Origin of the sequence: Caulobacter sp. S45 (genome assembly GCF_009765965.1) — a bacterium.
In the GTDB taxonomy this organism is placed as follows: Bacteria; Pseudomonadota; Alphaproteobacteria; order Caulobacterales; family Caulobacteraceae; genus CAHJWH01.
In genome coordinates, this window is sequence record NZ_LMUL01000010.1 from 1 (window position 1) to 25,643 (window position 25,643).

The window sequence follows — 25,643 nt, forward strand, 5'->3', positions numbered from 1 at the left end:
TCGGCGGCGGGCGCCTCGGCCACGGGCTCTTCGACCGCAGGCTCTTCCACCGGCGGCGGGGGCGGCGCGGCGGCGGCGGCCGCGGCGGCTTCCGCACGGTCGGTCTCGCGCTGGGCGCGCTCGGCGGCGCGTTCTTCGGCCTTCTTGCCGGGCTTGCCCTTATTGGGGTTGTTGCCGTGCGCCCACTCGACCAGGCCGAGGGTGGACAGGAAGCGCGCCACGCGGTCGGTGGGCTGGGCGCCCTTGGACAGCCATTCCTTCACGCGCTCGAGCTTCAGGGTGAAGCGCTCGGGATGGTCCTTGGCCAGCAGCGGGTTGAACGTGCCGACCTTCTCGATGAAGCGGCCGTCGCGGGCCGAATGGCTGTCGGCGACGACGATGGAGTAGTAGGGGCGCTTCTTGGCGCCGCCGCGGGCGAGGCGAATCTTCAACATTTCAATCTGTCCTTCGGTCTGTTCTGTTTATTTCTTCTTCAGGCCCGGCAATCCGGGAAAGCCGCCGCCAAGTCCGGGCAATCCGCCCAGCCCTGGGAAACCGCCCGGCGATGGCGGTGTCTCGTCTCCGGCTTCGGGAAGCTTGCCGCCCCCCAAGGCCTTGAGCATGTCCATGTTCACGCCGCCGCCGGGACCGCCGGCCAGCGGCGAGCCCTTCAGCGCGTTCATCATGCCGCCGGGGGGCGTGACGCCCCGGGGCATGCCCTGCATGCCGCCGCCGCCCATGCCCAGCGCGGAGGCCATGCGGGCCATGTTCTTTCCGCCGTCCCGGCTCATCGCCTTGAAGGCGTCGGCCATCTGGCGATGCTGCTTGAGCAGGCGGTTGATCTCGGACACCTCGACGCCCGCGCCCTTGGCGACCCGGCGCTTGCGCGAGGCGTTGAGCAGGTCCGGCTTCTTGCGCTCGGCCTTGGTCATCGAGGTGATGATGGCTTCCTGGCGCTTGAACACCTGGTCGGTGATCCCGGACTCCGCGATCTGCTTCTTGGCCTTCTGCACGCCGGGCAGCATGCCGAGGATGCCCTGCATCCCACCCATCTTCTGCATCTGGCGGAGCTGGTCGGCGAGGTCGTCCAGGTCGAAGACGCCCTTGGCCATCTTCTTGGCCATCTTCTCGGCCTTGGCCTGGTCGAACTCGGCCGAGGCCTTCTCGACCAGGGCGACGATGTCGCCGGAGCCGAGGATGCGGCCCGCCACGCGCTCGGCGTCGAACACCTCCAGCGCGTCGAGCTTCTCGCCCGCGCCCAGGAACTTGATCGGCAGGCCGGTGACATGGCGCATCGACAGCGCCGCGCCGCCGCGACTGTCGCCATCGGTGCGGGTCAGCACCAGTCCGGTCAGGGGCAGGCGCTCGTGGAAGGCCTTGGCGGTGCGCACCGCGTCCTGGCCGGTCAGGGCGTCGGCGACCAGCAAGATCTCGTGCGGGTTGGCGATGCGGGAGATTTCCGCCGCCTCGCTCATCATCGACTCGTCCAGCGTCGTGCGCCCGGCGGTGTCCAGGATCAGCACGTCGAAGCCGCCGAGCCGCGCCGCCGACAGGGCGCGCCGCGTGATGTCGGGCGCCGACTGGCCGGCCATGATCGGCAGGGTGTCGACCTCGACCTGCTTGCCGAGGGTGGCCAACTGCTCCATGGCGGCGGGACGGCGGGTGTCCAGCGAGGCCATCAGCACCCGCTTGCGCTCGAACTTCTGGATGCGCGCGGCCAGCTTGCCGGAGGTGGTGGTCTTACCCGAGCCCTGTAGGCCCGCCATCATGATCACGGTGGGCGGCGTGGTGGCGAGGTTCAGCCCCATCGGCTGGCGGCCGCCCAGCATGTCGACCAGGCCGTCGTGGACGATCTTGACCACCTGCTCGGACGGCTTGACCGCGCGCAGCACGTCCTCGCCCGTCGCCAGTTCGCGGGCCTTGTCGATGAAGATCTTGACCACCGGCAGGGCGACGTCGGCGTCCAGCAGCGCCAGGCGCACCTCGCGCAGGGCTTCGTCGATATCGGCGGCCGACAGCACGCCCCGACCGGTCATCCGGTCGAAAACGGTCGTCAGCCTATCGCCTAAGCTCTCGAACATGTGCTCGCACCTCTATCGAACCGTCCTGACCGTATCGCCGCGCGCAAACGCAGACGACCCCCGTGGACGATAACGTCGACGGGGGGCCTCGCCGCCCTCGTCCGATCATCAGGCGATCGGGGTCGTGGCGGTGGAGGGCGCGATCAGGGATGGCGCCGAAGGGGTGGGCTTCTACGCCTGTAGGGGCGGCGGGTCAATGTAGGCGCGATCCGAGCCGCCGCGGTTTGCCACCCGAGCGGTCGTCGTGGCAGAAGCGCGCTTCAGTTGGGGGTTGGAGCTTCGCCATGTTCGCAGCCTTTCGAAAAACCGCACCCGCCACGTTCATATCGGCAGGTCTGCTGGCGTCCTTAGCGGTCGTGCCGCACGCCATGGCTCAAGGGCAGTCCCAAGCTCAGACCCAGGTCCCGACGCCCACGCTTTCGCCGGAACAGACCGCCAATCTCTACATGGCGGCGCTCGTCAACGACGATACCGCCCAGGCCCGACAGCTCGATGATTACCTGCGGCCGGGGATGGATGGAAAGGACGCCGTGGACGTGAAGCTGATCGGCGAGGCCGAGGCGCACATCGCCCTGATCACCGCCGACCACATGAAGGAAGGGGAGCCGCCCCAGCTCCAGCACAAGGTCGACGATGCGATCGACAGGTTCACCCGGACGCTGGTCGCTGCCGTCGCCCGCACGAAATGCAGCGCCGTCTCCAGCTCGGTCGCTCCGAACAGCGACGCGCCGGGACGGTTCGTCGCGACGGTGAACTACACCTGCCTCGTGCCGGACGCCCAGCCCCAGCTTATGAAGGATCAGGCCCGCATCGACGTTGCGAACCTGGACAAGATGGAGCCGGCGCAATTCAACGAGTCGTTCCGGTTGGTCAGCAACGCCTACGCTGCGGCCCAGGCGACCAAGCCGGTATCAGGGGTGTTTCACCTCTATTCCGACGCCGACAGGAAATATTGGATCAGCACCGACGCCAACGACGTGCTGACGGCGGTGAGCCGGGCGATCCTGACCCAGATACCCCGCTCGTAGGTCGTGGCGGCCGGGCGCGGGGCGCCGCTGCGCTTGCGCCCTCAGGCCTCCACCACTCGCCTGTACAGGTGCCAGGTGGCGTAGCCCAGCACCGGCAGCACCACCGCCAGGCCGATGAACAGTGGGATCGAGCCGAGCACCAGCAGGCCGGCCACGATCAGGCCCCAGGTCCCGAACGTCACGGGGTTGGTCGTCACCGCCTTGAGCGAGGTCTCCGCCGCCGTCAGCGGGCCCGCGCGCCGGTCCACCAGCATGGGGAACGAGATCGCGCTCACCGCCAGCGCCACCACTGCGAAACCCAGCCCGATCAGGTTGCCGACCACGATCATGGTCCAGCCCTGCGGGGTGGTGAACAGGCGCGACCAGAACTCCAGCGCATCAGCCGGCGGCTCGGCGCCCAGGGTGGCTGAGTAGACGCCCCAGGCGCACAGCAGCCAAAGGCCGAACAGGGCCGCGACGAACAGGGTCAGGATGGCGATTGACCTGAACGGCGGGGTCTTCAGCACGTCGAGCGCATGCTTCCAGCCGGCGTCCTCGCCCCGCTCGCGTCGCCGCGCCAGCTCGTAGAAGCCCGACGCCATCGGCGGTCCCATCAGGGTGACGCCGGCGAGCAGGGGAAAGGCCAGGGGCAGCATGTCGATGCGCTCGAAGGTGATGGCGCAGGCGATCAGGCCGACGATCGGATAGATCAGGCCCAGGAACACCATCTCGCCCCGCTTGGCGCGATAGTCGGCGAAGCCGCGCCGGAGTGCGATCTTCAGGTCTTCCATGCCGATCCGGCGCACGTTGACCGAATGGGTGGGGGTGGATGTCTGGACGATTGTGGTCGCCGCCATGGGTTTCCTCCATGCGGCCGGACGCGACGGCCGCGCCGTCTTCTTATGCTCCGATCATAGCACGCGACGGGACGGTTGGCAGCCTCAGATAGGCCGGGCCCTGCGCCGGTCCCATTGCTCCAGCTCGTGGGCGATGGAGCGGTCGATCAGGGTGCGCCAGACCGGCTCGGCGATCGCTTCGGACAGGCCGGCCTCGCGGGCGGCGGCCACGACCTTGGCGACCACGTCCTCGATACGGGCTGAGTCGTGGACCTTGTCGCGATCAGATTTGATGCGGGCGGCGGCGTCCATGTAGCGTTGGCGCACGGCCAGCAGCGCCACCAGCTGGCGGTCCAGCGCGTCTACCCCGGTGCGGACCTCGATCATGTCCTGGCAGGCTTCCGGGGCCTTGGGCTCTGCTGTGGGCATGGGGGGAAGCTCCTGGCGAGAGGGTGGCGAGGTGTGGCGTTGGCCGCCGCCGCCGATCCGCTATAAGGCGACGATGGTCAATCTACTCTTGGTGTTCTTCGCGGGGGGCGTGGGTTCGGTCTGCCGTTATTCGGTGGGCATGGGCTACCTGCGAACCTTCGGCACGAAGCAGCCCTATCTCGCCACCTTCGGGATCAATGTCCTGGGGGGACTGCTGATGGGTATGCTGATCGGTTTTCTGGCGCTCCGGGGCGGTCCGGGACAGGAAAAGCTGCGGCTGCTGCTGGGGGTGGGATTGCTCGGGGGGTTCACCACCTTCTCGTCCTTCTCGATGGAGACCGTGCTGATGCTCGAACGCAAGGCCTACGGGGCGGCGGCGGGCTATGTGGCCGGATCGGTGATACTGTCCATCCTGGCGGTCATGGCGGGCCTGTTGATCATGCGTAAGGCGCTGGCATGAGCGGCGTGAGGGAAGTCCGTACCCTGATGGTGGGCGCGGCCGAGGACGGTGTACGGTTGGACCGCTGGTTCAAGCGCCGCTGGCCGCACCTGAACCATATTCAGATCAACAAGCTGGTCCGCTCGGGCCAGGTCCGCGTCGACGGCGGCCGGGCCAAGGTCGACACCCGCCTGACCGTGGGCGTGCAGGTGCGCGTGCCGCCGCTGCCCGACGCGCCGGCCGAGGGCGACAAGCGCCCCGAGTTGTCGGATCGCGACATCGCCTACGCCCGCTCGCTGGTGCTGTACGAGGACGAGGAGGTGCTCGCCCTCAACAAGCCCTGCGGCCTGGCGGTGCAGGGCGGGACCAAGACCGTCAAGCACGTCGACCGCCTGCTGTCGGCCTGGGGGGAGGGGATGGACCGGCCGCGCCTGGTGCACCGGCTGGACCGCGACACCTCCGGCGTGCTGCTGCTGGGCAAGACCCCGGCGGCGGCGGCCAGGCTGTCGGGCGCCTTCGCCAAGCGGCGGGCCAAGAAGGTCTACTGGGCCGTCGTCGCCGGCAATCCCAAGCCGCCCCAGGGCGTGATCGAGCTGCATCTGGTCAAGAAGGGCGTCGGCGACCGCGAGCTGGTAGTCCCGGCCGATCCCAAGGAGTTCGGGGCCGAGGTGGCGGAGACCGAATACATCACCCTGGCCCGCGCCGCGCATCGGGCGGCCTGGGTGGCGCTGCAGCCCTATACCGGGCGCACCCATCAGCTGCGCGCCCACATGAAGGCCATCGGCCACCCGATCCTGGGCGATCCCAAGTACGGCGACGAGACCTCGGCCCAGCTGTCGGAAGGCATGAAGCTGCAACTGCACGCTCGCCGGCTGGAGCTGCCGCATCCGTCGCGCGGGCAGCTGATCCTGGAGGCGCCGTTGAGCCCCGAGATGCGGGAAGGCTTCGCCCGTTTCGGCTTCGACGAACACGAGGCCCCCAACGATCCCTTCGCCTCCAGTCAACGGCGGCGGCGATGAGCTCCCCTTCACCCCAGCGACCGCCCCCGCGTCCCGGCGCCGAATCGGTGGCGATCGGGTCGGCCTTGCAGGCGGCTTACGATCGTCTCCGCATCGGGCGTCTGGGCGAGGCCCACGCCATCCTGGCCCCGCTGGTGGAGGCGCAGCCCCGGGTCGCCGACGCCCGCTATCTGCTGGGCCTGACGCTGGAGAAGCTGAACGACCGTGTCGGCGCCGCGCGCGAGTTCCGCGCCGCCATCACGCTGGACAAGCGCAAGCCCGCCTATCACCTAGCCCTCGGCGACGTGCTCGGCATGGACGGGGACGTCAAGGGAGCCGAGCGTAGCCTGCGCAACGCCCTGGCGCTGGATCGCCGCTTCGAGCCGGCGGCGGTGTCGTTGTCGACCCTGCTGGCCATCACCGAACGCTATGCCGAGGCCTTGCAGGTCACCACGCCCTTGGTCGGCGCAGCGGACGCCTCGGAAGCCCTGCTGTCCGCCCACGCCGTGTCGCTGAAGGGGCTGGAGCGGCACGACGAGGCCCTCACGGCCTATCGGCGCGCCGTCGTCTCGGCCCCGCAGTCGGGCGTCGCGGAGCATAATGTGGCCGCCACCGCCGGCGACCTGATGCTCTACCCGGAGGCCGAGGCCGCCGCCCACCGCGCGTTCGCCAAGGGAATCGACGCACCCGAAACCTGGCTGACGCTGGGCCGCGCCCTACAGGGCCAGGACCGTTTCGACGCGGCGGAACAGGCGTTCCATGAAGCCATCCGTCGCCGCCCGTCCTATCCCGACGCCCACCGCAGCCTGAGCCAGCTGCTCTGGATGCGTAGCGAGGACCTAACGGCCGCCACCGCCTTCGTCGACGCCGCCATCGCCACCTATCCGATGGAGGGGTCGCTCCGCCTGCTCAAGTCCAGCCTGCACGACTACGCCGGCGACGCAGCCGGCGCCTACGCCGTGCTGGCCGAGGCCCTGGGTCCGCAGTCCGACGCGACCCTGCACGCCGCCGCCGCCCGCGCGGCCGTCCCGCTCGATCCGGTGAAGGCGATCGCCCATGCCGAGGCGGCGCTGGCGCTGGCCCCCAACGAGATTCAGGTCCACCTCTCCCTGTGCGAGGCCCAGCTGGCGGCGGGCCGCGCGGACGAGGCGGAGCGCACCGCTGAAGGGTTGCGCCGGGCGCGCCCGCTGGACCAGCACGTGCTGGGCTATCTGGCTGTCGCCTGGCGGCTGAAAGGCGATCCGCGCTATGGCGAGCTCTACGACTATGAGCGGCTGGTGCGGCCCTGGCGGATCGATACGCCCCAGGGGTGGTCGAGCCTGACCGCCTATCTCGCCGATCTGAAGGCCGCGCTGGAGCGGCTGCACAGCCTGCGCACCCATCCCGTCGGCCAATCCCTGCGCCAGGGCACCCAGACCGGCCAGAGCCTGCGCCACAGCGACGACCCCGCCATCCGCGCCCTCTTCCAGGCCATCGACGGCCCGATCCGCGCTCACATCGCCGAGCTCGGCAAGGGCAAGGACCCGTTGCGCGCGCGCAGTCTGGGCGGCTATGCGATGAAGGGGATCTGGTCGGTTCGGCTGCGGCCCGGCGGCGGCCGGCACGTGGACCATGTGCATCAGGAGGGCTGGCTTTCTTCGGCCTGCTACATTGATGTGCCGCCGGCCATCGAGGCCGAGGGACGCCAAGGCTGGATCAAGTTCGGCGAGCCGGGCATGCCCACCCAACCCAAGCTCGAAGCCGAGCATTTCGTGAAGCCGGAGCCGGGGTTGCTGGTGCTATTCCCCTCCTACATGTGGCACGGAACCGTGCCGTTCTCGGGCGAGGCGCCCCGGTTGACGGCGGCGTTCGATCTACTGCCCGCCAAGCCTGGCGCGACGCGATGACCGGCAGGACCGGCAAGGGCAAGCTTGCGGTGTTCGATGTCGACGGCACTCTGGTCGACAGTCGCGAGATCCTGAAACGGGCGTCCGACGCCGCCTTCATCGAGCTGGGTCTGACCCCGCCGCCTTATGACGAGTTGAGGCAGATCGTCGGTTTGAGCCTACGCGAGGGCCTAGCTCAGCTCGCCGGCGGTCAGCCGCCCGAGCGGGTGGAGGCTCTTGTGGCCCACTACAAGTCCAGTTTCAGCGGCTTGCGCCGCGAGCCCGGCTTTGTGGAGCCGCTCTACGCCGGCGCGGCCGACCTGCTCACACGGCTGAAGGCCCAGGACTGGCGCATCGCCATGGCCACCGGCAAGTCCCGCCGAGGCGTCGAGACCATCATCGAAATGCATTGCTGGGCGGACCTGTTCGACAGCACCCACTGCGCAGACGACGGTCCGGGCAAGCCCCATCCGGCCATGCTGCTCGAAGCGATGCACGCGTTGGACGCACGCCGCGAGGATACGATCATGGTGGGCGACACCTCCCACGATATCCGTATGGCCCAGGCGGCGGGTGTGCGGGCGGTGGGCGTCAGCTGGGGCTTCCATACCCGCGAGGAGCTGGAAGCCTGTGATCCTGCCTATATCGCCGACACCTTCGTCGAGCTGGAGGCGGAACTGGACCGGTTCGGGGCGACACCCGCCTAGGTGCACGCGCCTCGTTGGGACGAGGCCGCCTTGTCCCAAGAAAGCCTGCTTATCGCGGCAGGTTTGGCATGCGACTCAAAAGACGGGAGCGCTGTAAGGCTGTGGAAGCTTGGCGGAAAGCAAAACGTAGATGCGCGGGGGCGCAAAACGGGAAGGCTTCCTAGTGCTTCAGGACGGTCATGACGGCGCAGGCGATCACCAGCCAGCAGGCCAGCGACGCAACGACCGCGAAGCCGACGGTCTGGACGAAAGTCCAGCGGTTTTGGGCGCCCGATGAGGAATATTGAAGGCCATCGGCGGCGGGCTTCATGAAAACCATATATGTCCTCCCAGACGCACCGGCCGACATGCCCGGAGGCCGCCACCGAATTTATCGTTATCTTCGTTAACTCTACCCAGTGGCGGCAAATTGCAAGCGTCTGGGTGGTGTGCGTCGAGGCCGCAGTGGGCCTTGGTTGTGGTCTGCGCGTTGGGGCGGGGAAGCCTGCGGCGCCGCGATCAAGTTTGGATGGGCAGGTCCCATCCGGCGGTCGTCGTCACCCCCTTGGTCGAGGAGGCCATAGCCATGGCGCGTCGCATCGGATTGGCTGCATGGCCTCTATGCCTCTTGCTCGGCTTGATCGGCGGGCTCGGCGATCTGCTGTGGAGTTCGCAGTCGCACGCGGAGGACTGGTGGTCCGTCGCCAGCGGCGTCGACGGGCAACAGGTCAGTTCCGACGTCGACAGCCTCCTCTGTCAGAACCAGATATGTTCGGTCTGGGAACGGACGGCCTATAGCCAGGTCGCGGGAAACCAGGTCGCTTCCTTGAGGGATTTCGCGGAATACGATTGCGCCAAATCGACGACGCGCACCCGAAGGGAGGTGAGCTTCGATGCAGGCGGAAGGCAGATCCAGGATCTGAGCCGCGCCGACTCGGCATGGCGAACGGTCCAGCCGGATACGGTCGGCAGGTCGATGATGGCGTTCGCCTGCAGTTTCGACGCTTACAGGACCACGGCCACGGTCAGAGGGGTGGTCGACATCTATGGGCGTCGCTTCGCCCGACTATCGGAGCCTCGCCCGCTGGCTTCGGCGCGGATCGGCGACAGCCAGCCGATCCTGCCCCACGACCGACCGTTGCCGGCCCGACCGATCCAGGCTCGCGACACGCCGACGCATGCCAGGGAGGGCAAGGAGGTTGCTTCTCGCAGCCCGCCAGCGCCCAGCCGGCCCCAAGCTATCGCTCAGATCGCAGCCGCGGGCACGCGCGAAGGCGCGCAGTCGATCATAGACAGGCTGAAGCGGCGCCGGTCCGCGCCGATGAACGGCCTGGTCGCCCGCATCGAGCAGAAGGCCCTGCACGGACGGCAATTCTATCGCGTGCAGATCACGGGATTTGGATCGGAACAATCCGCCCGCGCGTTCTGCCGGGCGATGCGGCCTGGAACTGTCGAGAGCCCAGGGTGTTTCGTACTGTCCGCTGCATCCCGCTGACCATGCATGGGCCATGGCGATCCGTCGGTTGGGCGGATTTCCGCACCGTCCGGAAACTTGCCGTATTTCTCTGACGTTATGATGTTTCACAGGAGAAACCGATGAGCGTTCGCCACATCCTCGCCGCCGCCAGCGTCGCGGCCGTCTTCGCCTGCGCCTCCGGCGTGCACGCCCAGACCGCCCAGCGGGTCCAGGCCGCACAGACCGCGGAAACCAGCCACGAAGCCCGTGAAGGCGCGGACGATAAGGCTTTCGAAGCGCATCGTGAGAAACTGGATAAGGACCTCGCGGCCGCCCAGAAGTCCGGCGACAAGGCGTCGATCGCGCGTATCCAGAAAGAGCAGGCGGCTGACTACGCCCACCTCCAGCGCGCTAAGGCCATGTCGACGAAAGACACGGCTTACGACGCCCGGCTCAAGACCGAAGAAAAGCCTCACTAGCCCGATGGGGAATGGAAGCGCCGGCGACCATGGACGGACGCCGGCGGAGCGGCGCCTCTGAAAGACGGTTGCGGCCATGTCGATTTCGCCCGTAGGGCGAATTGGCTTGTATTGGAGGGGCGAACTCATAGCGTTTCTTTATGGCTAAGCTTTCTCGCCATCTGGACACGCTTGCGGTTTTGATCCTTGCCTGCCCCCTCGGGGGAATCGGGGTCGCCCTGTTGTTTGCCAGCCTGTGGCTCGGGCTGCTCGGCGTTTTCGCTCTGTTGTTGCTGGTAAGCGTGCTTCCGCGTGGGCGTGAGTTCTGGGCAAGCGTGTTCGCGCCTGCACCGAAGCTGACCGCTACGGATATGGTGATGTCCCAGTCGCGTTAATCGTCGCGTTAATCATTTAGGTCGAATGAATTTCGACCTGGCTATCGTGTGAATCGGCGCCGCATTGGTAGGGATTGCGGCAGATGTGCGGCGTGGCGCCTGTTGATCATGCGGGGTCGGCGGAAGACGAAGCCAAGCTTGACCTTATAGCGTCACAGTAACTCCACCGCCGGTTGGGTGAATTTTGGCAAGACCGCTTTGAAAAGAGGCTTGCGAAGTCGCCCACCTGCGCTCGCGCCATGAAGCCGTTTTGGGCAGGGCGCCGCATTTTCGGCCTGGGTAGGTTGATTACTAAGAAAAAACTGTGACAGCGGCGTTTGGAGGGTGGCGGCTATCAATAACCTCTAGTAAGAAAGAGGTGTGGTTGTACGTCGTGCTGCGGGCAGGAATCTGCGGTCGGGCGAGGCGACGGCCGGTAATGGATGGTCAAAGCGGCCATCGAGCAATGTGTTTCGGTCGGCCAGTGCGGCCGTCCCGTCTTGGTCTAGTGGAGTGTAGCGTAGAGTAGGGTTGCGGCGCCAAGCCAGAAGCTGCCGCAGGTTACCAGAACCAGGGCGGTTGTTTTCCGCGGGGACCATTTGGAACCCTCGGAAACGAAGGCTTGGTTCAGACGATCTTGGAGCAGGTGCACAGCTTCGCGATCGCGGGCCACATCGGTGGCGTCAGCCAGCCGGGGCCGCAGTTGAGCGTCGGCGACCGCGTAAGGATATGGCTCCAATCGGAGCTTTCGTTGAGCAGTCATGCGCTTCTCTCCTGGAGCGTTCTTTCTTATGGCGAGGACACCTAATTTTCCGTGCTCGTGTTTGCTTAATGTCGCAATAATGCCTCATTAGGTATAGCGCCCCGCGCCCTCCGGCGTTGGCAAACGATTTGCAAGTAGCGTCTTTAACCAAGCAAATGGGGGTCGCAGTGTCTCAAATCGGTTCACAGACGGTCGTGACTGGACTGGCGGACGCCCTTGACGCGTCCGATCGGGGAAAATCGACCCTGCGATCTGGTCATGGCGGCGGCCAATCCTCTGGCGCGTGGCGGATTGACACGGTGCGGGTCCTGGACTGCGTGCTGGCCTGCATGCTTCTGCTTTTCCTCGCACCGCTGCTGCTGGCCGTCGGGCTGGCGATCAAGTTGCAGGACGGCGGTCCGATCCTGTTTGCGCACCGTCGGATCGGTCGCGACGGCCGTACCTTTCCCTGCCTGAAATTCCGCAGCATGGTGGTCGACGCAGACCGACGCCTCGAGACCCTGTTGGCGAACGACGCGGACGCTCGCGCGGAATGGGCGCTGGACCACAAGCTTCGCCGCGACCCGCGCATCACCTGGCTCGGCGCCTTCCTGCGTAAGTCCAGCCTCGACGAGTTCCCCCAGCTCTTCAACGTCCTGCGCGGCGAAATGAGCTTGGTCGGTCCCCGTCCGATCGTGCAGGCGGAGGCCAAGCGTTATGGACGCCGCTTCGACGCCTATTGCCAGGTGCGCCCCGGCATCACCGGCCTCTGGCAGATCGGTGGCCGCAACGACGTGTCTTACCGCCGCCGGGTTGCGTACGATGTCCTGTTCGTCCGCATGCGGTCGCCGCAACTGTATCTGACGATCCTGGTTCGCACGGTGCCCGCGGTGCTGATGCGCAGTGGCTCCTACTAAGCTATCCTCGGGCGATGAATCGCTGCTTCTCGCTCCTTCGCGTCGCCTTAGCCGTCGCGACCATCGCCGCCCCGACCTTGGCGATGGCCCAGGGCGATCTTCCAACCGCGCCTAAGAAGCGGATCAATCCTACCTCCGGTTACGGGTCTCAGAGCATCGGGGGGGAGTTCCTCGACGCACCCGGATCAGCCGGTTCGGTCGGTCTTTCGAACACGAAGGCGGAGATGAAGAACGGGGCCACGGTCAGCAATGGCGCGCCCGCGACGGGAATGGGCGGCCTTTCCACGCCGGGCTATGGGAACCGGGTCGCCGGGGCGGCCACCGCCTACCATCGTCTGCCGGAAGTGGTGGAGGCCGCCGATCTCCTAACGCCCCAGCAGCGCGCCGCTCGCGCGATTTTGCCCGGCGCCCACCAGCCGCTGGTCGGTCAATGACTGGACGGCGCGTCTAACCCCTGACAACACTTCGTCATTGAGGGGCGACCGAGGCGACGTCATAGCGTCGAGCCTTCAGCGTGAGGTCCGATGAACGCCAACGCCGCCATCGACTTCACCGCCGAAGCCTTTGCCCTGCACGCGCAATCCCCCATGGGCCGGCAGGCTGCGGGAGAGGGCTTCCTTAACGGGTTCATACGCCATTCGGGCGTTTCCCGCTTCGTCGGTCATGCCGAGGCTGAAGCGGAATCCACCGTCTTCATCGACCGTATCCATGAGGTCGACCCGGCCGCCGAGGCGATCTGCGGCTCTCCCCGTCGCCTCGAGGCGGTGGAGGCCGAGGGGCTGCTGTTCTGTTATCACCCCATTCTGGCCGAACATGCCTGGCGCAGGCGTGCGCGCGGCGCGGCGCGCTACAGCCTCTGCGGCCTGACCCACACCATGTCGAGCCATCGCGTCATCACCGCCGCCACGGATCTGCTGACCGCGCCGATCCACCCCTGGGACGCGCTCATCTGCCCATCCCGCGCGGTGCGTGGCGTGGTGGAGGCGCTGCTCGAGCGTCAGCGCGACTATCTGAAGGAACGGTTCGGACCGATCGCCGTCGAGGCGCCGCAGCTGCCGGTCATTCCCCTCGGCGTCGACGGGGCCGCCTTCGAAGCGGCGCCGGGGTTTCGGGAGGCGGCGCGCGCGCGGTTCCAGGCGGGACCCGAGGATGTGGTCGTCCTGTACGTCGGACGTCTCAGCGCCCACGCCAAGGCCAATCCCCTGCCCATGTTCATGGCGCTGGAGCGGGCCGCCAAGGCGAGCGGCAAGCGCGTCCATCTCCTCCTTGTCGGCTGGTTCGCCGCCGCGCCCCAGGCCCAGATCTATCAGCAGGGGGCCGCGCGCCTGGCGCCGTCGATCACCACCCGCATCGTGGACGGCCGGCTGGCCGAAGGGCGCGCCAATGCATGGGCGGCGGCCGACATCTTCCTCCAGCTTGCCGACAGCGTGCAGGAGAGCTTCGGCCTGGCCCCAGTCGAGGCGATGGCGGCGGGCCTACCCTTGGTGGTTTCGGACTGGGACGGCTTTCGCGACACGGTCGAGGATGGGGTGCAGGGTTTTCGGGTCCCGACGCTGCAGCCGCGGGCGGGGGAGGGCGGCGATCTCGCGCTGAACTATGACCTCGGCCTCTACGACTATGATCAGTTCCTGGCTGCGGCGAGCATGTTCACGGCGGTGGACGTCGCAGCCGCGGCCGACGCACTCGCGCGTCTGATCGACGACCCCGGACTTCGCCGCAGGATGGGCGAGGCGGGGCGCGCCAGGGTGCGCCAGCTCTATGATTGGCGCGTGGTCATCAAGGCCTATCAGGCTTTGTGGGAAGAGCTCGCCGATCGCCGCGCCGCCGCCATGGCCGAGCTGCATCGTCCGCACCCCGCCTGGCGTCCGGATCGTCCGGACCCGTTCGATGTCTTCGCTGGCTTTCCGACTCGCGCCCTGGCCGGGACGGATTTGGTTCGGCCGGCGCGGCTGTCCGACTTGGCGGAGCGCCGCGCGATCCCGGGAGCGGCCATGATGGGGTCGTTGCTGCCGATCAACGCCGAGATCGAACCGCTGCTGGCGCGTCTGGCCCAGGGTCCGGCCACCGTCGCCGAACTGGTCGGGCTGCTGCCTGAGCCGCATCGCGCGTCGGGAGGGCGGGTGATCGCCTGGCTCGCCAAGATGGATTTCGCTGCGGTGGCCCCGGAGGGCGGCGCAAGATGAGCCGCATCCTCTTCGTCCGCGACGATTTCCTCAACGACAAGGCGCGGTTCGAAAAGGTCGTCGTGCATGGACATACGCCGACGCCCGAGCCGCATCTGGACAAGCGCAGGATCGGCGTGGACACCGGGGCCTATGCGACGGGGCTGTTGACCGCCATCAGGCTGCAGGAAACCCGGCAAACCCTGTTGCAGGCGCGGATCTGATACCCGCGGCCCATCGCATGCCCCGGTCGCGGCGGCGCCCCGCTTGCATATGGAACATTTCGGACCTGCACGCGCTGGAGACCGCATGAGCGAGTACTACGCCTATCAAGTGCTTCCCATCGCCGGCAGCGACATGCTGGCATGGGTGGTCTACGACGATCAGCATCGCGTCGTCGGCAGCGGCGCGGACGTCACCGAGTCCGACGCCCATGTCGCCATCCATCTCTGCGTCGAGACCCTTCAGCCCGGCGCGCCGCTGAGGGCGGTCGAGGGCTAGGCTCTCCCCTACGATCCGGACGCTCTGGCCCAGCGCTCGGAATCGCGGTCAACTCCGCGCAAGCAAGGGCCGACCATGACCGAGATCGCAGGCGTCCAGGTTGGCTTCGTGAAGGGCCAGCAAAAGCTGGAGATCACCTTCTCCGACACCCAGGTCGTCCACATCCCGCTGACCGAACAGGTGGCGCTGGTGCTGAACGCGGGGGGCTGGATGATGCGCGAGCACAGTGCGCGGGTGTTCGAGGCCGATCTCGGCGGCCCGAACCTGGTCAGCCGGCGGATACGGATGATCGATGTCAATCCTCCGCCGACCGAGGGCTGAGGCCTTCGCTTAGAGCGTCTGGCCGCGGAGCAGCTTGGGGACGTCGCCCAACAGGCCGCCGGCGTTGAGCATCATGGCCCGCTTCAGGCCCTGGCTGCGGTTCATCGCGCCGACCACGGCCCCTCGCACTGCTTTAAGCAGGGGCGTGTCGGAACCGTACGCGCGCACGAAACCGTCGGTGGCCACCGCGAAGGCGGCGCAGTCGAAGCGGCGCCAGCGGGCGTAGCGCTCCAGCACCAGGCCTGAGCCGATGTCCTCGCCCAGCCGTTGGGCGTCGACCACCACCTCGGCCAGGGCCGCCACGTCCTTGAAGCCGAGGTTCAACCCCTGGCCGGCGATGGGATGGATCGAGTGGGCCGCGTCGCCGACCAGGGCCAGCCGCGCGCCGACCATGGCGTCGGCCGACCTCAAGCCCAGCGGATAGGAGAACCGCGGTCCGGTCAGCTTGGCGCGGCCGAGCGCCGGGCCGAAGCGGCGGTTCAGGTGGGCCTCGAAGGCTTCCGGCGAGGCGTCGGCCAGGGCGCGGCCGCGGGCGGTGGGCTCCACCCACACCAGGCTGGCGCGCTGATCGGTCAGGGGAAGCGAGGCCAGCGCGCTGCCGGCCATGAAGTATTCGTGCGCCACGCCCTGGTGGGGCGTGTCCAGCTCCACGGTGGCGACCACCCCGGTCTGGCCATAGTCCCAGCCGTGGAAGCCGATCCCGGCCGCTTCGCGCAGGCGCGAGTTGCGGCCGTCGGCGGCCACCGCCAGCGGCGCTTCCAGCACCCGTCCGTCATGCAGGCGGAACCGGGCGGCGCGCGCATCCGTCTCCAGGCCCACGACCCGGGCGGGGGCGAAGGCGTGGACGCCGGCCGCCTCCAGCGCCGTGTTCAGCGCCGAACGCAGATGGCGGTTCTCGACCATCCAGGCCAGGGGCCCGCCGCCGGTCTCGTCGGAGACCTCCGCGGAATTGAAGTCCAGGAACACCGAGCGCGGCGGCGCGGCGCCGGCGGCGGGCATGGGCCCTTCGGAGACCAGGATGTGGGTGACGGGCTGGGCATGGGGTTCGAGCGCATCGGCCACGCCCAGCGCCTTGAATTGGAGGACGTTGCCCCAGGCCACCGCCCAGGCGCGGCCGTCGAATTCGGGCGCCAGCCGGGTCTCCAGCGCCTCGGCGTCGACGATGGCCACCACCAGCCCCGCCTTGGCCAGGGCCAGGGCCAATGTGGCGCCGGCCGGACCGGCGCCGGCGATGACCACGTCGAAGCGGAGGATCGGATCGGACATGACGCCCTTGTCCACCTCCGGCCGCGCGCCGTCTAGGGGGCGGCGGCGTTGCGCAGCGATCACGATGTGCATGGGGTAAAAGCGACGTTAACCCACCCGCCGTCATATGGGTTAAATCCTTGGTTTCAGTAGCGGAGTGGGGATGGCCAACGTTATGGCGCGTGCGAAGCCCCGATCGTTCCGGGCGGGCCCTGCAGCCCGCATGGTGGCGAGGGCGGATTCGGCGTGGAGCTCGGTGATAGCCCTGCGGCTGCGCGGCGCCCTGGGCGCTGCGTCGGGCGCCGTGCTGATCGCGGCCTTCGCCACCTATCGCGCCGCCGATCCCAGCCTGAACGTGGCCTCCGGCGATCTGCCCCACAACGCCATGGGCGCGCCCGGCGCCCTGCTGGCCGATATCGGGCTGCAGAGCTTCGGGCTGAGCGCCTGGATCGGCGCCCTGATGGTGATCATCTGGGGCTTCGCGCGGGCGGGGGCGGGCGATCCGCGCCTGAACCGGATGGAATTGCGCGTGCGTTTCCTGAGCGGGATGTTGGGCATGCTGCTGGCGGCGGGCCTGCTGGCCGCGCCCCAGCCGCCGGCGAGCTGGCCGCTGGCGCGCGGCCTCGGCGGCGTGTTCGGCGACGCCCTGCTGGACGGCCTTTCGCACGTCCTGGGGGTGATCGAGCTGCCGGCGCCCCGCTTGGTGGCGTCGATCTTCTTCGCGCTGTGCGCCGCTCCGGCCCTGGCCTATGGCGCGAGCCTGGGCTGGCGGGACGTGGTGGAGCTGTACGGCTGGGCGACGTCGCGGCCCCGCCGCAACGCGCTGCCGCCCCTGAGCCTGCCCGCGGAGTTGGATGACGAAGAAGACGCGCCGCCGCCGGTCCGCGCCAAGCGCCAGCGTCCGGCGAAGCCCGTCGAGGAAGCCGTTCGCACCGATCTCGAGATGAACCTGGGGGACGACGACCCGCCCTTCGACCTGGACGACGACGAGCCCTCGGCCCCGTTCACCGCCGATACGCCGGTTGCGGGTCTTCGCTCTGTCGCCAAGACCTCGAGCCGCGAAGCCCGCGAGCGCCAGAAGACCCTGGACCTGGGCGATGCTGCGGACGCGTTCATGCTGCCGGAGCTGGCCATGCTGGCCAAGCCCAAGCCCCGCGCCGCCGGGGTGGACGAGGCCTCGCTGCGCCAGAACGCCCGGATGCTGGAAACCGTGCTGGCCGAGTTCGGCGTGCGCGGCCAGATCGACCAGATCCGGCCCGGCCCGGTGGTCACGCTCTACGAACTGGTGCCGGCCGCCGGGGTGAAGTCGTCGCGCGTGATCGCCCTGTCCGACGACATCGCCCGCTCGATGAGCGCGCGCGCCTGCCGCGTCTCGGTGGTCCAGGGGCGCAACGCCATCGGCATCGAACTGCCCAATGCGCATCGCGAGACGGTCTACCTGCGCGACCTGCTGTCCTCGGCCGAATACGAGAAGCAGGGCGTCAACTTGCCCATGGCGTTGGGCGAGACCATCGGCGGCGAACCCTATGTCGCCGACCTGTCCAAGATGCCCCACCTGCTGATCGCCGGCACCACCGGTTCGGGCAAGTCGGTGGGCGTCAACGCCATGATCCTGTCGATCCTGTACCGGCTGACGCCCGAGCAGTGCCGCTTCATCATGATCGACCCGAAGATGCTGGAACTGTCGGTCTATGACGGCATCCCGCACCTGCTGGCCCCGGTCGTCACCGATCCCAAGAAGGCGGTGGTGGCGCTGAAATGGACGGTGCGGGAGATGGAGAACCGCTATCGCCTGATGTCCAAGATCGGCGTGCGCAACGTCGCCGGCTACAACGAGAAGGCCCGCGAGGCCCTGGCCAAGGGCGAGCACTTCGAGCGCACGGTGCAGACCGGCTTCGACGACAGCGGCCGCCCAGTCTACGAGACCGAGAAGCTGACCCCCAAGCCGATGCCGTTCCTGGTGGTGGTGATCGACGAGGTCGCCGACCTGATGATGGTGGCCGGCAAGGACATCGAGGGCGCGGTGCAACGCCTGGCCCAGATGGCGCGGGCCGCCGGCATCCACCTGATCATGGCCACCCAGCGCCCCTCGGTGGACGTGATCACCGGCACCATCAAGGCCAACTTCCCGACCCGGATCAGCTTCCAGGTCACCTCCAAGATCGACGCCCGCACCATCCTGGGCGAGCAGGGCGCCGAGCAGCTGCTGGGGCAGGGCGACATGCTCTACATGGCCGGCGGCGGGCGCGTCACCCGACTGCACGGTCCCTTCGTCTCCGACCAGGAGGTGGAGGACGTGGCCAAGTACCTGCGCGACCAGGGAACGCCGAACTACCTGGAGGAAGTCACCGCCGCGCCCGAAGAGGACGAGGATGGCGGCGGATCGGTGGACGGGGAGAGCCTGTCGGGCAACGACCTCTACGACCAGGCGGTGGCGGTGGTCACGCGCGACAAGAAGGCCTCGACCTCCTATGTCCAGCGCCGGTTGCAGATCGGCTACAACCGCGCCGCCTCCCTGATCGAGCGGATGGAGAAGGAGGGCGTGGTCAGCGCCGCCAACCACGCCGGCAAGCGCGAGATCCTGGCCCCACCACCACCGCCGATGTGAGCCGGGGCGGGTGGTGCGTGCTTCGAGACGCGCTACGCGCTCCTCAGCATGACGAAACTTGGTGGATTGCAGAAACCTTCGTCATCCTGAGGAGCCCGCAAGGGCGTCTCGAAGGACGCAGAACAACCGCCACTCGCCGCCCTGTTTGGAACCAGGTATGGGCCTACAAGCTTTGGCGTGAACGCCGACCAGGGACGATGACTTGACCTTCCTCCGCCAGACCGCCGTCGCCTTCGCCGCCCTGATGTTAGCGGCCGCGCCCACGCTCGCCCCGACCGTGGCGGCCGCCGCCTCCGCCAGCAGCCTGACCCCCGACCAACAGGCGCTGGTCAAGCGGGCGGGGAGCTACATCGAGGCGCTCAAGACCGTACGCAGCCGGTTCACCCAGATCGACGGGAACGGGGTCACGTCCACCGGCACGCTGTATCTCGACCGGCCCGGCAAGGCGCGGTTCGAATACGATCCGCCGGCGAGCCTGCTGGTGGTGTCGGACGGCTTCAACGTCGAGGTGTTCGACCGGCGGTTGAAAACCTACAGCCTCTATCCGTTCGAGCGCACGCCCCTGGTGCTGCTGCTGGCGCGCCATGTCCGGCTGGACCGGGGTGTGGTCATCACCGATGTCGAGCAGGTTCCGGGCGGCTTCGTCATCAACGCCCGCGATGGCCATAAACAGGCCGAGGGCAAGATCTCCATGCGCTTCAGCGACGTCGGCGGCGCGGGTGGGACAGTCGGCCTGCGCGGCTGGACCATCGTCGATGCGACCGGAAGGGAGACGCGCGTGCAGCTAGGCGCCCTGACCCCGATCGATCATCTCGATGCCAATCTGTTCAATATTCGCAGCCATTAACCGAGTGTGTCTAAATTATAACACGCAAATTCACAGTGTGCTGACCTTGACTTTCCGGCCCCGAGTGGCAATTTAAACACGCACTGGATGCGGCCGTTAGTCGCCTCCAGGCCGCTTTCGGAAATCCCCTCCCGAATGCAGGCCATACACTTGGAGCCCGGCGTCGCAGGACGCCGGGCTTCCTCTTTTTGGGCTGGAGGGCTCCGTTGCGGCTCAGGATCGCCACCTGGAACATCAATTCCGTCCGCCTGCGCCACGAGCAGGTGGCCCGCTTCGTCGCCGAGCAGGCGCCCGACGTGATCTGCCTGCAGGAGATCAAGTGCCGGGAGGGCGAGTTCCCGACCGGCGCCTTCGTGGACATGGGCCTGCCGCACCTGGCCATCGCCGGCCAGAAGGGCTGGCACGGCGTGGCCATCGCCTCGCGCCTGCCGATCGAAGCCGCATCCCCGCTCGACGTCTGCCGGGAGGGCCACGCCCGCTGCGTGTCCGGCGTGATCGCGGGCGTGGAGGTGCGCAACTTCTACATCCCGGCCGGCGGCGATATTCCCGACCGCGCGCTCAACCCCAAGTTCGACCATAAGCTCGACTTCTTCGAGCGGCTGACCCGCGAGATGGCGGCGCGCAACCCGGCCGATCCGATCCTGATCGCCGGCGACCTCAACGTCGCGCCGGGCGAGTTCGACGTCTGGAGCCATCGCCAGATGTCGCGGATCGTCAGCCATACGCCGGTCGAGGTGCGGGCCATGGCCGACCTGCACGCCTCGCTGGGGTTCACCGACTTGATGCGCGCGGCGATCCCCGATCCCCAGAAGCTGTTCACCTGGTGGAGCTACCGGGCCCAGGACTTCCGCGCTTCCAACCGGGGTTTGCGGCTCGATCACCTGCTGGCCTCGCCAGGCCTCATGCCGGCGGCCGTGCAGAACGGCGTGGTGTCGGCCCGGGTGCACGACGACGTACGCGAGTGGGAGCGGCCCTCCGACCATGCGCCGGCGACGGTGGACCTGGTGGTGTGAGCCGGAGCGTGCGGGACGTCTTGGTGTACGAGTCGTAAACGCCCCATCGCCTTTCGCGCGAACACGGCTGATAATCGCTTGATTCTATGGTGGGCATGCGATGCGTAAGCTGGCTGCGGCGCTCTTGAGCTGCGCCTACATATTCGCCGCCTTTGCGGTGGCGGCCCTGGTCTGGCGGGGCGGGGGCGGCTGGGGAGCCGGCTTTTCGGCGTTGGCCGGCGCGCTCGGGTTCGCCTTCGCCCTGCACGCCCTGATCGGGCGGACGCTGGACGGAGGCGCGATGCGCCGCGAGATCGCCGCCCTGCGCGAAGCCCACCAGATCCTGGCCGACCATATCGAGGACGCCCAGACCGCCATGGAGGTGCTGGGCCGCGCGGTCCAGACAGAGTCCGCCGAACGGGCCGAGGCCATCGTCTCCGAAGTGCGGATGCTGGAGGACCTGGTCGCCCATATGGGCGAGACGCTGACCGCCCGGCTGGACGCGCGCGGACCGGTGGGCGCCGGCGCCGCGTCCGTCGGCGGCGGGCGCGGTATCGATCGCCAGCGCGCCACCCTGCTGGAGACCGTTCGCGAGGCGCTGGCGGAGAACCGCGTCGATCTCTACCTACAGCCGGTGGTCAGCCTGCCGCAGCGCCGCACCATGTTCTACGAGAGCTTCACGCGGCTGCGCGACGCCAGCGGCCGGGTGATGATGCCGGCCGAGTATCTGACGGTGGCCGAGCCCGAGGGCCTGGTGCAGGCGATCGACAACCTGCTGCTGTTCCGCTGCGTGCAGATCGTGCGGCGGCTGGCGGAGAACGACCGCAAGGTCGGGATCTTCTGCAACATCTCGCTGGCCTCGCTCGGCGACGACGCCTTCTTCCCGCGCTTCCTGGACTTCATGGCCCAGAACCGCGACCTGTCCGGCGCCCTGATCTTCGAACTGGGCCAGAGGGCGTTCCGCGAGCGGGGCGCGCGGGAGAGCCGCAACATGGCCAAGTTGGCGGACCTCGGGTTCCGCTTCTCCATGGACAAGGTCTCCGACCTGGACCTCGACTATCCCGACCTGGCCCGCGCCGACGTCAAGTTCCTCAAGATCGGCGCGGAGACCCTGCTGCGCGAGATGACCGAGGTGGATGGCCGCGCGGTGTTCAAGAGCGTGCGCGACCTGGACGCGGCCGATTTCGTGCCTCTGCTCAGCCGTTACGGCGTCGAGGTGATCGCCGAGAAGATCGAGGCCGAGCGCCAGGTCATCGACGTGCTGGAGCTGGACGTGGTGCTGGGGCAGGGCCACCTGTTCGGCGAGCCGCGCCCGATCCGCGACGCGGTGATCGCCGAAACCGCCCCGCCGGCGGAGTTCATGCGCGGAAGCCTGCGTCGCGCCGCGCGCTAGGGGCTGGCCTCGGGTCGCCTCGGCGTGGCGGTTCACGCGCGCCCGTGCTAGGGTTTGGCGGGGTTCGGCATAAGGGTGAGACGATGCTCCAGGCTCTACCGATGATCGCGGCGATGCTCGCTTTGGCCGCCCCTTCGCACTCGATGCAGATGCCCACGGTGTACGAGCTGGGCCGTATTGAGCCGACCTGCATAAGCGATTTCGGCGACAAGGGCTTCGTCGTCCAAATGCCGAAGACGCCGGCATATGGTTCGAACCGTCTGCTACGGCCGATTAAAACTCCAGGCGCCGGCCAGATGAAACCACTGACGGGCGACAATAGGCGCGTGTGCATCGTCAAGGCGGAAGACAGTCGATAGGCGCTGATTTGCAGGAGGCGCTTCCTCTCCTGTTGACCCGCGCGCGCCGGCCCTCTAGCCCGCGCCCATGAGTTCACCGCAAATCCTGACCGGCCTCTCCGAGGTGTCGGACCGTTACGACGCCCTGCTGTGCGATATCTGGGGGGTGGTCCACAATGGGCGCGAGCCGTTCCAGCCCGGATGCGCGGCGCTGGTCCGCTATCGGGCCGAGCGGGGTCCGGTGGTGCTGATCTCCAACTCGCCCCGGCCCAGCGAAGACGTGATCGCCCAGCTCGACGCTCTGGGCGTGCCGCGCGGGGCCTGGACGGCGGTGGTCACGTCCGGCGACGCCACGCGGTTCGAGTTGAAGGCGCGGGCGCCGGGGCCGGCCTGGGCGCTGGGACCGGCGCGCGACGGATCGCTCTACGAGGGCACCGGCGTGCATTTCGCCGAGACGCCGGAAGAGGCGGCCTTCATCTCCTGTACGGGCCTGTTCGACGACGAGGTCGAGACGCCGGAGGACTTCCGCGAGCGGCTGACCATCTGCGCCGAGCGCAGGCTGGTGATGGTGTGCGCCAATCCCGACCGCATCGTGCAGCGCGGCGACAAGATCATCTACTGCGCCGGCTCGCTCGCGGACCTCTACGAGACCCTGGGCGGCCAGGTGACCATGGCCGGCAAGCCCTACGCCGCCATCTACCAGCTCGCCTTCGCCCAGGCGGACGGCAGGGCCGGGCGGTTGGTCCCGCGCGACCGGGTGCTGGCCATCGGCGACGGCCTGCCCACCGACGTGGCCGGCGCGAACCGGGAGGGGCTGGACATCCTGTTCGCCGCCGGCACCGGCATCCATGCGCCCGATGCGCTGGACGCTCACGGACGGCTGGACAGCGCCGGGGTGCGGCGGTTGCTGGACGGAGCGGGGTTGAGCGCGACCTATGTGACCGCGGAACTGGGGTGGTGACGTCACCCCTCTCCCCTTGCGGGAGAGGGAGGGGCCCAGCGAAGCTGGGAGGGTGAGGGGTCGACGGACGCTTACCGTTGATATCGCAGCAAGACCCCTCAACCTTCCCACACGTCTATCGACGCACGGGCCCCTTCCTTCTCCCGGAAGGGGAGAATGAGAGTTCTCACCCCACCCGCAGCGCATGCACGCTGAACAGGCCCTTCGGGTCGATCCAGACCGCCTCGGGTGTGTAGCCGGCCTCGCGGGCCAGGGCCTGGAACTCCTCCACGGCGTACTTGTTGGAGTCCTCCACGTGCACCAACTCGCCCTTGGCGAACCGGAAGGTGCGTCCGGCCACGCTCGCCTGCTGGTCGCGCAGGCTCTCCAGGTGGATGGCCACCTGTCCGCTCGCGGGGTCGTAGGTCACGTGATGGCGGAAGCTGGCCAGGTCGAAGTCCGCGGCCGCCTCGCGGTTGGCGCGGGCCAGCACGTTCAGGCTGAAGGCGGCGGTCACGCCCTGGGCGTCGTCATAGGCCGGCAGGACGATCTCGATCGGCTTCTTCAGGTCCACGCCCACGATCATCACCCCGTCGCCGGAGAGCTGACCCGCCCAGGCGCTCAGGAAGGCGCGGGCTTCCTCGCGCGGCAGGTTGCCGATGGTGGAGCCAGGGAAGAAGCCGACGCGGCGCGCGCGCTGGGTGAATTCCGGCAGCTCCAACGGCTGGGTGTAGTCGGCGCAGACGGCGGCGACCTCCAGGCCGGGGTGGTCGGCGGCGATCTCCTCGGCCAGTTGGATCAGGTGCGCGCGCGAGACGTCGATCGGCACGTAGGCGACGGGGACGTCCAGGGCGTCCAGCACCAGGCGCGCCTTCTGGCTGGAGCCCGCGCCGAACTCGACCAGGGCGGCGTGCGGCCCGATCACCGTGGCGATCTCGGCGGCCCGGTCGCGCAGGATCGAGAGCTCCGTGCGGGTCGGATAGTATTCGGGCAGCTCGCAGATGCGGTCGAACAGGCGCGAGCCGTGCTCGTCGTAGAGGAAGCGGGCCGGGATCGCCTTGGACGGCTGGGACAAGCCCTTCACCAGGGCTTCGGCGAAGCTTTCCTGGATGGGCGCGAAATCGTGCAACGTCACCCCCGGGGCGAGCGGGGCGGGAGCGGGCATGCTGAAAGTCCCGGACAGGTCGTTCATGGTGATCCCTAAGGCGCTACGACCGTATTAAGCGCGGCAGGCCCGAATGCGTTGCGGTTCGGGAAGTTGGGTAGGCGCGGCGAACACCGCAAGATAGCCCAACCCGCCTTTCAGCGGCGCCATGCTCAGCTGCCGATACCCCACCGCCTCGAACTCGCAGCGGAGCAGGGCGGGCGGCGTGCCGTGGGCGGAGGTCGGGCGGTCCAGCTCCTCCACCCCGACCTTGGCGCCGGGCTTGAGCGCTGGGGCCAGGTTGTAGAGAAAGGCGTAGGGGTGGGTGATCTCGTGGTACATGTGGACCAGGATCGCGGCGTCCAGCGAGCGGGCGGGCAGGCGCGGGTCCTGCGGTTCGCCCAGCGCGATCACCACATTGTCCAGCTTCTGGCGTGTCGCTTCGGTGGATAGGGCCATCAGGTATTCCGGCTCCACGTCCTCGGCCACCACCCGGCCCTTGGGACCGAGCATGCGCGCGAGGCGAACCGTGTCGTAGCCGGTCCCCGCGCCCATATCGCCCACGGTCATGCCGGGCTTGAGCCCCAGGCGGGCGATCAGCTGGGGCACTTCCCGCGCGGCGTCGCGCTGGCGGGCCTCGCCCCAGTCGGAGCCGACGATAGCGGCTACCGGCCGACCGGCCTCCGGGAATCTGGGCGGTGCGGGACGTGGCTCGCCCCAGGCGGCTGGGCCGGCGAACGCTGTCGCGCAGAGGATAGCCCAGATCGCGGCCTTCAAAGTTTGCTCCAACGCCATAACGTGTCTGATCTGAGATTACCGACCTTTCAGTATCGATGCTCGCGCCTTACCGCTAAGACGGGAAAAACTTTGCGAGGAAACGTTCGG

Annotated in this window: 29 protein-coding genes; 21 read left to right on the forward strand and 8 right to left on the reverse strand. The window is 68.1% G+C overall.

The genetic code is table 11. The annotated features are described in order from the left end of the window. Both rpsP and ffh read right to left on the reverse strand, forming a co-directional pair. Positions 1 to 434, reverse strand: a 434-nt coding sequence (gene rpsP, locus GSQ87_RS04445) for a 30S ribosomal protein S16 (protein ID WP_158913632.1), incomplete at its 3' end; no start/stop codon positions are given. Between the two features lie 27 nt (positions 435 to 461). Continuing rightward, a complete protein-coding gene (gene ffh, locus GSQ87_RS04450) occupies positions 462 to 2,060 on the reverse strand; it encodes a signal recognition particle protein (protein ID WP_158913635.1) in 1,599 nt (532 codons plus the stop codon). Between the two features lie 284 nt (positions 2,061 to 2,344). Here ffh and GSQ87_RS04455 point away from each other — a divergent pair, with 284 nt between their 5' ends. Next, entirely contained in the window at positions 2,345 to 3,088 is a 744-nt protein-coding gene (locus tag GSQ87_RS04455) for a hypothetical protein (protein ID WP_158913638.1), read from the forward strand. Between the two features lie 41 nt (positions 3,089 to 3,129). Here the strand turns inward: GSQ87_RS04455 and GSQ87_RS04460 are convergent, their stop codons facing one another. Both GSQ87_RS04460 and GSQ87_RS04465 read right to left on the reverse strand, forming a co-directional pair. Beyond that, positions 3,130 to 3,924 (reverse strand): DUF2189 domain-containing protein, encoded by a 795-nt coding sequence (locus GSQ87_RS04460; protein ID WP_158913641.1) that lies wholly within the window; start codon positions 3,922 to 3,924, stop codon positions 3,130 to 3,132. Positions 3,925 to 4,008: 84 nt separating this feature from the next. Continuing rightward, positions 4,009 to 4,332, reverse strand: a complete 324-nt coding sequence (locus GSQ87_RS04465; protein ID WP_158913643.1) for a chorismate mutase — start codon at positions 4,330 to 4,332, stop codon at positions 4,009 to 4,011. Positions 4,333 to 4,405: 73 nt separating this feature from the next. Here GSQ87_RS04465 and crcB point away from each other — a divergent pair, with 73 nt between their 5' ends. The 4 genes from crcB to GSQ87_RS04485 are packed head-to-tail and all read left to right on the forward strand — an operon-like array spanning position 4,406 to position 8,341. Further along, positions 4,406 to 4,792: a fluoride efflux transporter CrcB gene (crcB, locus tag GSQ87_RS04470; RefSeq protein ID WP_158913646.1), complete on the forward strand. Its 387-nt coding sequence runs from the start codon at positions 4,406 to 4,408 to the stop codon at positions 4,790 to 4,792. Next, the gene (locus GSQ87_RS04475) at positions 4,789 to 5,790 is read left to right on the forward strand and encodes an RluA family pseudouridine synthase (RefSeq protein WP_158913649.1); all 1,002 of its coding nucleotides are present in this window, start codon (positions 4,789 to 4,791) and stop codon (positions 5,788 to 5,790) included. Before crcB ends, GSQ87_RS04475 begins: the two co-directional genes overlap by 4 nt. Further along, positions 5,787 to 7,655, forward strand: a complete 1,869-nt coding sequence (locus GSQ87_RS22985) for a putative 2OG-Fe(II) oxygenase (protein ID WP_158913652.1) — start codon at positions 5,787 to 5,789, stop codon at positions 7,653 to 7,655. The genes GSQ87_RS04475 and GSQ87_RS22985 overlap by 4 nt, the downstream gene beginning before the upstream one ends. Beyond that, complete coding sequence (locus tag GSQ87_RS04485; protein ID WP_158913654.1) at positions 7,652 to 8,341, forward strand: HAD family hydrolase; 690 nt, start codon at positions 7,652 to 7,654, stop codon at positions 8,339 to 8,341. Before GSQ87_RS22985 ends, GSQ87_RS04485 begins: the two co-directional genes overlap by 4 nt. 160 nt (positions 8,342 to 8,501) lie before the next feature. Here GSQ87_RS04485 and GSQ87_RS04490 read toward each other — a convergent pair whose 3' ends face one another. Further along, on the reverse strand, positions 8,502 to 8,660 hold the full coding sequence (locus tag GSQ87_RS04490; RefSeq protein WP_158913656.1) for a hypothetical protein: 159 nt from the start codon (positions 8,658 to 8,660) through the stop codon (positions 8,502 to 8,504). 246 nt (positions 8,661 to 8,906) lie between these two features. Between GSQ87_RS04490 and GSQ87_RS04495 the strand changes: the two genes are divergently transcribed. From GSQ87_RS04495 to GSQ87_RS04540, 10 genes are all read left to right on the forward strand, one after another. Continuing rightward, entirely contained in the window at positions 8,907 to 9,815 is a 909-nt protein-coding gene (locus GSQ87_RS04495) for an SPOR domain-containing protein (RefSeq protein WP_158913658.1), read from the forward strand. A gap of 101 nt (positions 9,816 to 9,916) precedes the next feature. Then, complete coding sequence (locus tag GSQ87_RS04500; protein ID WP_158913661.1) at positions 9,917 to 10,255, forward strand: hypothetical protein; 339 nt, start codon at positions 9,917 to 9,919, stop codon at positions 10,253 to 10,255. Between the two features lie 140 nt (positions 10,256 to 10,395). Next, a complete protein-coding gene (locus GSQ87_RS04505; protein WP_158913664.1) occupies positions 10,396 to 10,629 on the forward strand; it encodes a hypothetical protein in 234 nt (77 codons plus the stop codon). A 601-nt stretch (positions 10,630 to 11,230) separates the two neighbouring features. Then, entirely contained in the window at positions 11,231 to 11,416 is a 186-nt protein-coding gene (locus GSQ87_RS04510; protein WP_158913667.1) for a hypothetical protein, read from the forward strand. Between the two features lie 254 nt (positions 11,417 to 11,670). Next, on the forward strand, positions 11,671 to 12,267 hold the full coding sequence (locus tag GSQ87_RS04515; protein WP_254062744.1) for a sugar transferase: 597 nt from the start codon (positions 11,671 to 11,673) through the stop codon (positions 12,265 to 12,267). A gap of 224 nt (positions 12,268 to 12,491) precedes the next feature. Continuing rightward, entirely contained in the window at positions 12,492 to 12,701 is a 210-nt protein-coding gene (locus GSQ87_RS04520) for a hypothetical protein (protein ID WP_158913669.1), read from the forward strand. Positions 12,702 to 12,791: 90 nt separating this feature from the next. Continuing rightward, entirely contained in the window at positions 12,792 to 14,450 is a 1,659-nt protein-coding gene (locus tag GSQ87_RS04525) for a glycosyltransferase family 4 protein (protein ID WP_158913671.1), read from the forward strand. After that, positions 14,447 to 14,653 carry a hypothetical protein gene (locus GSQ87_RS04530; protein ID WP_158913674.1) on the forward strand — a complete coding sequence of 69 codons (207 nt, stop codon included), beginning with the start codon at positions 14,447 to 14,449 and terminating at the stop codon, positions 14,651 to 14,653. The genes GSQ87_RS04525 and GSQ87_RS04530 overlap by 4 nt, the downstream gene beginning before the upstream one ends. A gap of 85 nt (positions 14,654 to 14,738) precedes the next feature. After that, the gene (locus GSQ87_RS04535; RefSeq protein ID WP_158913677.1) at positions 14,739 to 14,930 is read left to right on the forward strand and encodes a hypothetical protein; all 192 of its coding nucleotides are present in this window, start codon (positions 14,739 to 14,741) and stop codon (positions 14,928 to 14,930) included. Between the two features lie 75 nt (positions 14,931 to 15,005). Further along, positions 15,006 to 15,251 (forward strand): hypothetical protein, encoded by a 246-nt coding sequence (locus GSQ87_RS04540; RefSeq protein ID WP_158913680.1) that lies wholly within the window; start codon positions 15,006 to 15,008, stop codon positions 15,249 to 15,251. 9 nt (positions 15,252 to 15,260) lie between these two features. On the opposite strand, the gene GSQ87_RS04545 is transcribed toward GSQ87_RS04540, so the two are convergent. Further along, positions 15,261 to 16,517, reverse strand: coding sequence for an FAD-dependent monooxygenase (locus GSQ87_RS04545; RefSeq protein WP_158913683.1), 1,257 nt, complete (start codon positions 16,515 to 16,517; stop codon positions 15,261 to 15,263). Positions 16,518 to 16,719: 202 nt separating this feature from the next. On the opposite strand from GSQ87_RS04545, the gene GSQ87_RS04550 reads away from it, so the two are divergent. From GSQ87_RS04550 to GSQ87_RS04575, 6 genes are all read left to right on the forward strand, one after another. Continuing rightward, entirely contained in the window at positions 16,720 to 19,104 is a 2,385-nt protein-coding gene (locus tag GSQ87_RS04550) for a DNA translocase FtsK 4TM domain-containing protein (RefSeq protein ID WP_158914394.1), read from the forward strand. A 202-nt stretch (positions 19,105 to 19,306) separates the two neighbouring features. Then, positions 19,307 to 19,951, forward strand: coding sequence for an outer-membrane lipoprotein carrier protein LolA (locus GSQ87_RS04555; protein WP_158913685.1), 645 nt, complete (start codon positions 19,307 to 19,309; stop codon positions 19,949 to 19,951). A 206-nt stretch (positions 19,952 to 20,157) separates the two neighbouring features. Beyond that, complete coding sequence (locus GSQ87_RS04560; protein ID WP_158913687.1) at positions 20,158 to 20,964, forward strand: exodeoxyribonuclease III; 807 nt, start codon at positions 20,158 to 20,160, stop codon at positions 20,962 to 20,964. A 100-nt stretch (positions 20,965 to 21,064) separates the two neighbouring features. Further along, positions 21,065 to 22,336, forward strand: coding sequence for an EAL domain-containing protein (locus tag GSQ87_RS04565; protein WP_158913688.1), 1,272 nt, complete (start codon positions 21,065 to 21,067; stop codon positions 22,334 to 22,336). A 101-nt stretch (positions 22,337 to 22,437) separates the two neighbouring features. Beyond that, on the forward strand, positions 22,438 to 22,695 hold the full coding sequence (locus GSQ87_RS04570) for a hypothetical protein (RefSeq protein WP_158913691.1): 258 nt from the start codon (positions 22,438 to 22,440) through the stop codon (positions 22,693 to 22,695). 67 nt (positions 22,696 to 22,762) lie between these two features. After that, complete coding sequence (locus GSQ87_RS04575; protein ID WP_158913693.1) at positions 22,763 to 23,635, forward strand: TIGR01459 family HAD-type hydrolase; 873 nt, start codon at positions 22,763 to 22,765, stop codon at positions 23,633 to 23,635. Positions 23,636 to 23,801: 166 nt separating this feature from the next. Here the strand turns inward: GSQ87_RS04575 and egtD are convergent, their stop codons facing one another. Continuing rightward, positions 23,802 to 24,806, reverse strand: a complete 1,005-nt coding sequence (egtD, locus tag GSQ87_RS04580; RefSeq protein ID WP_216839001.1) for an L-histidine N(alpha)-methyltransferase — start codon at positions 24,804 to 24,806, stop codon at positions 23,802 to 23,804. Positions 24,807 to 24,833: 27 nt separating this feature from the next. Then, positions 24,834 to 25,535 carry a methyltransferase domain-containing protein gene (locus tag GSQ87_RS04585; RefSeq protein WP_216839002.1) on the reverse strand — a complete coding sequence of 234 codons (702 nt, stop codon included), beginning with the start codon at positions 25,533 to 25,535 and terminating at the stop codon, positions 24,834 to 24,836. Positions 25,536 to 25,643: the final 108 nt, after the last annotated feature.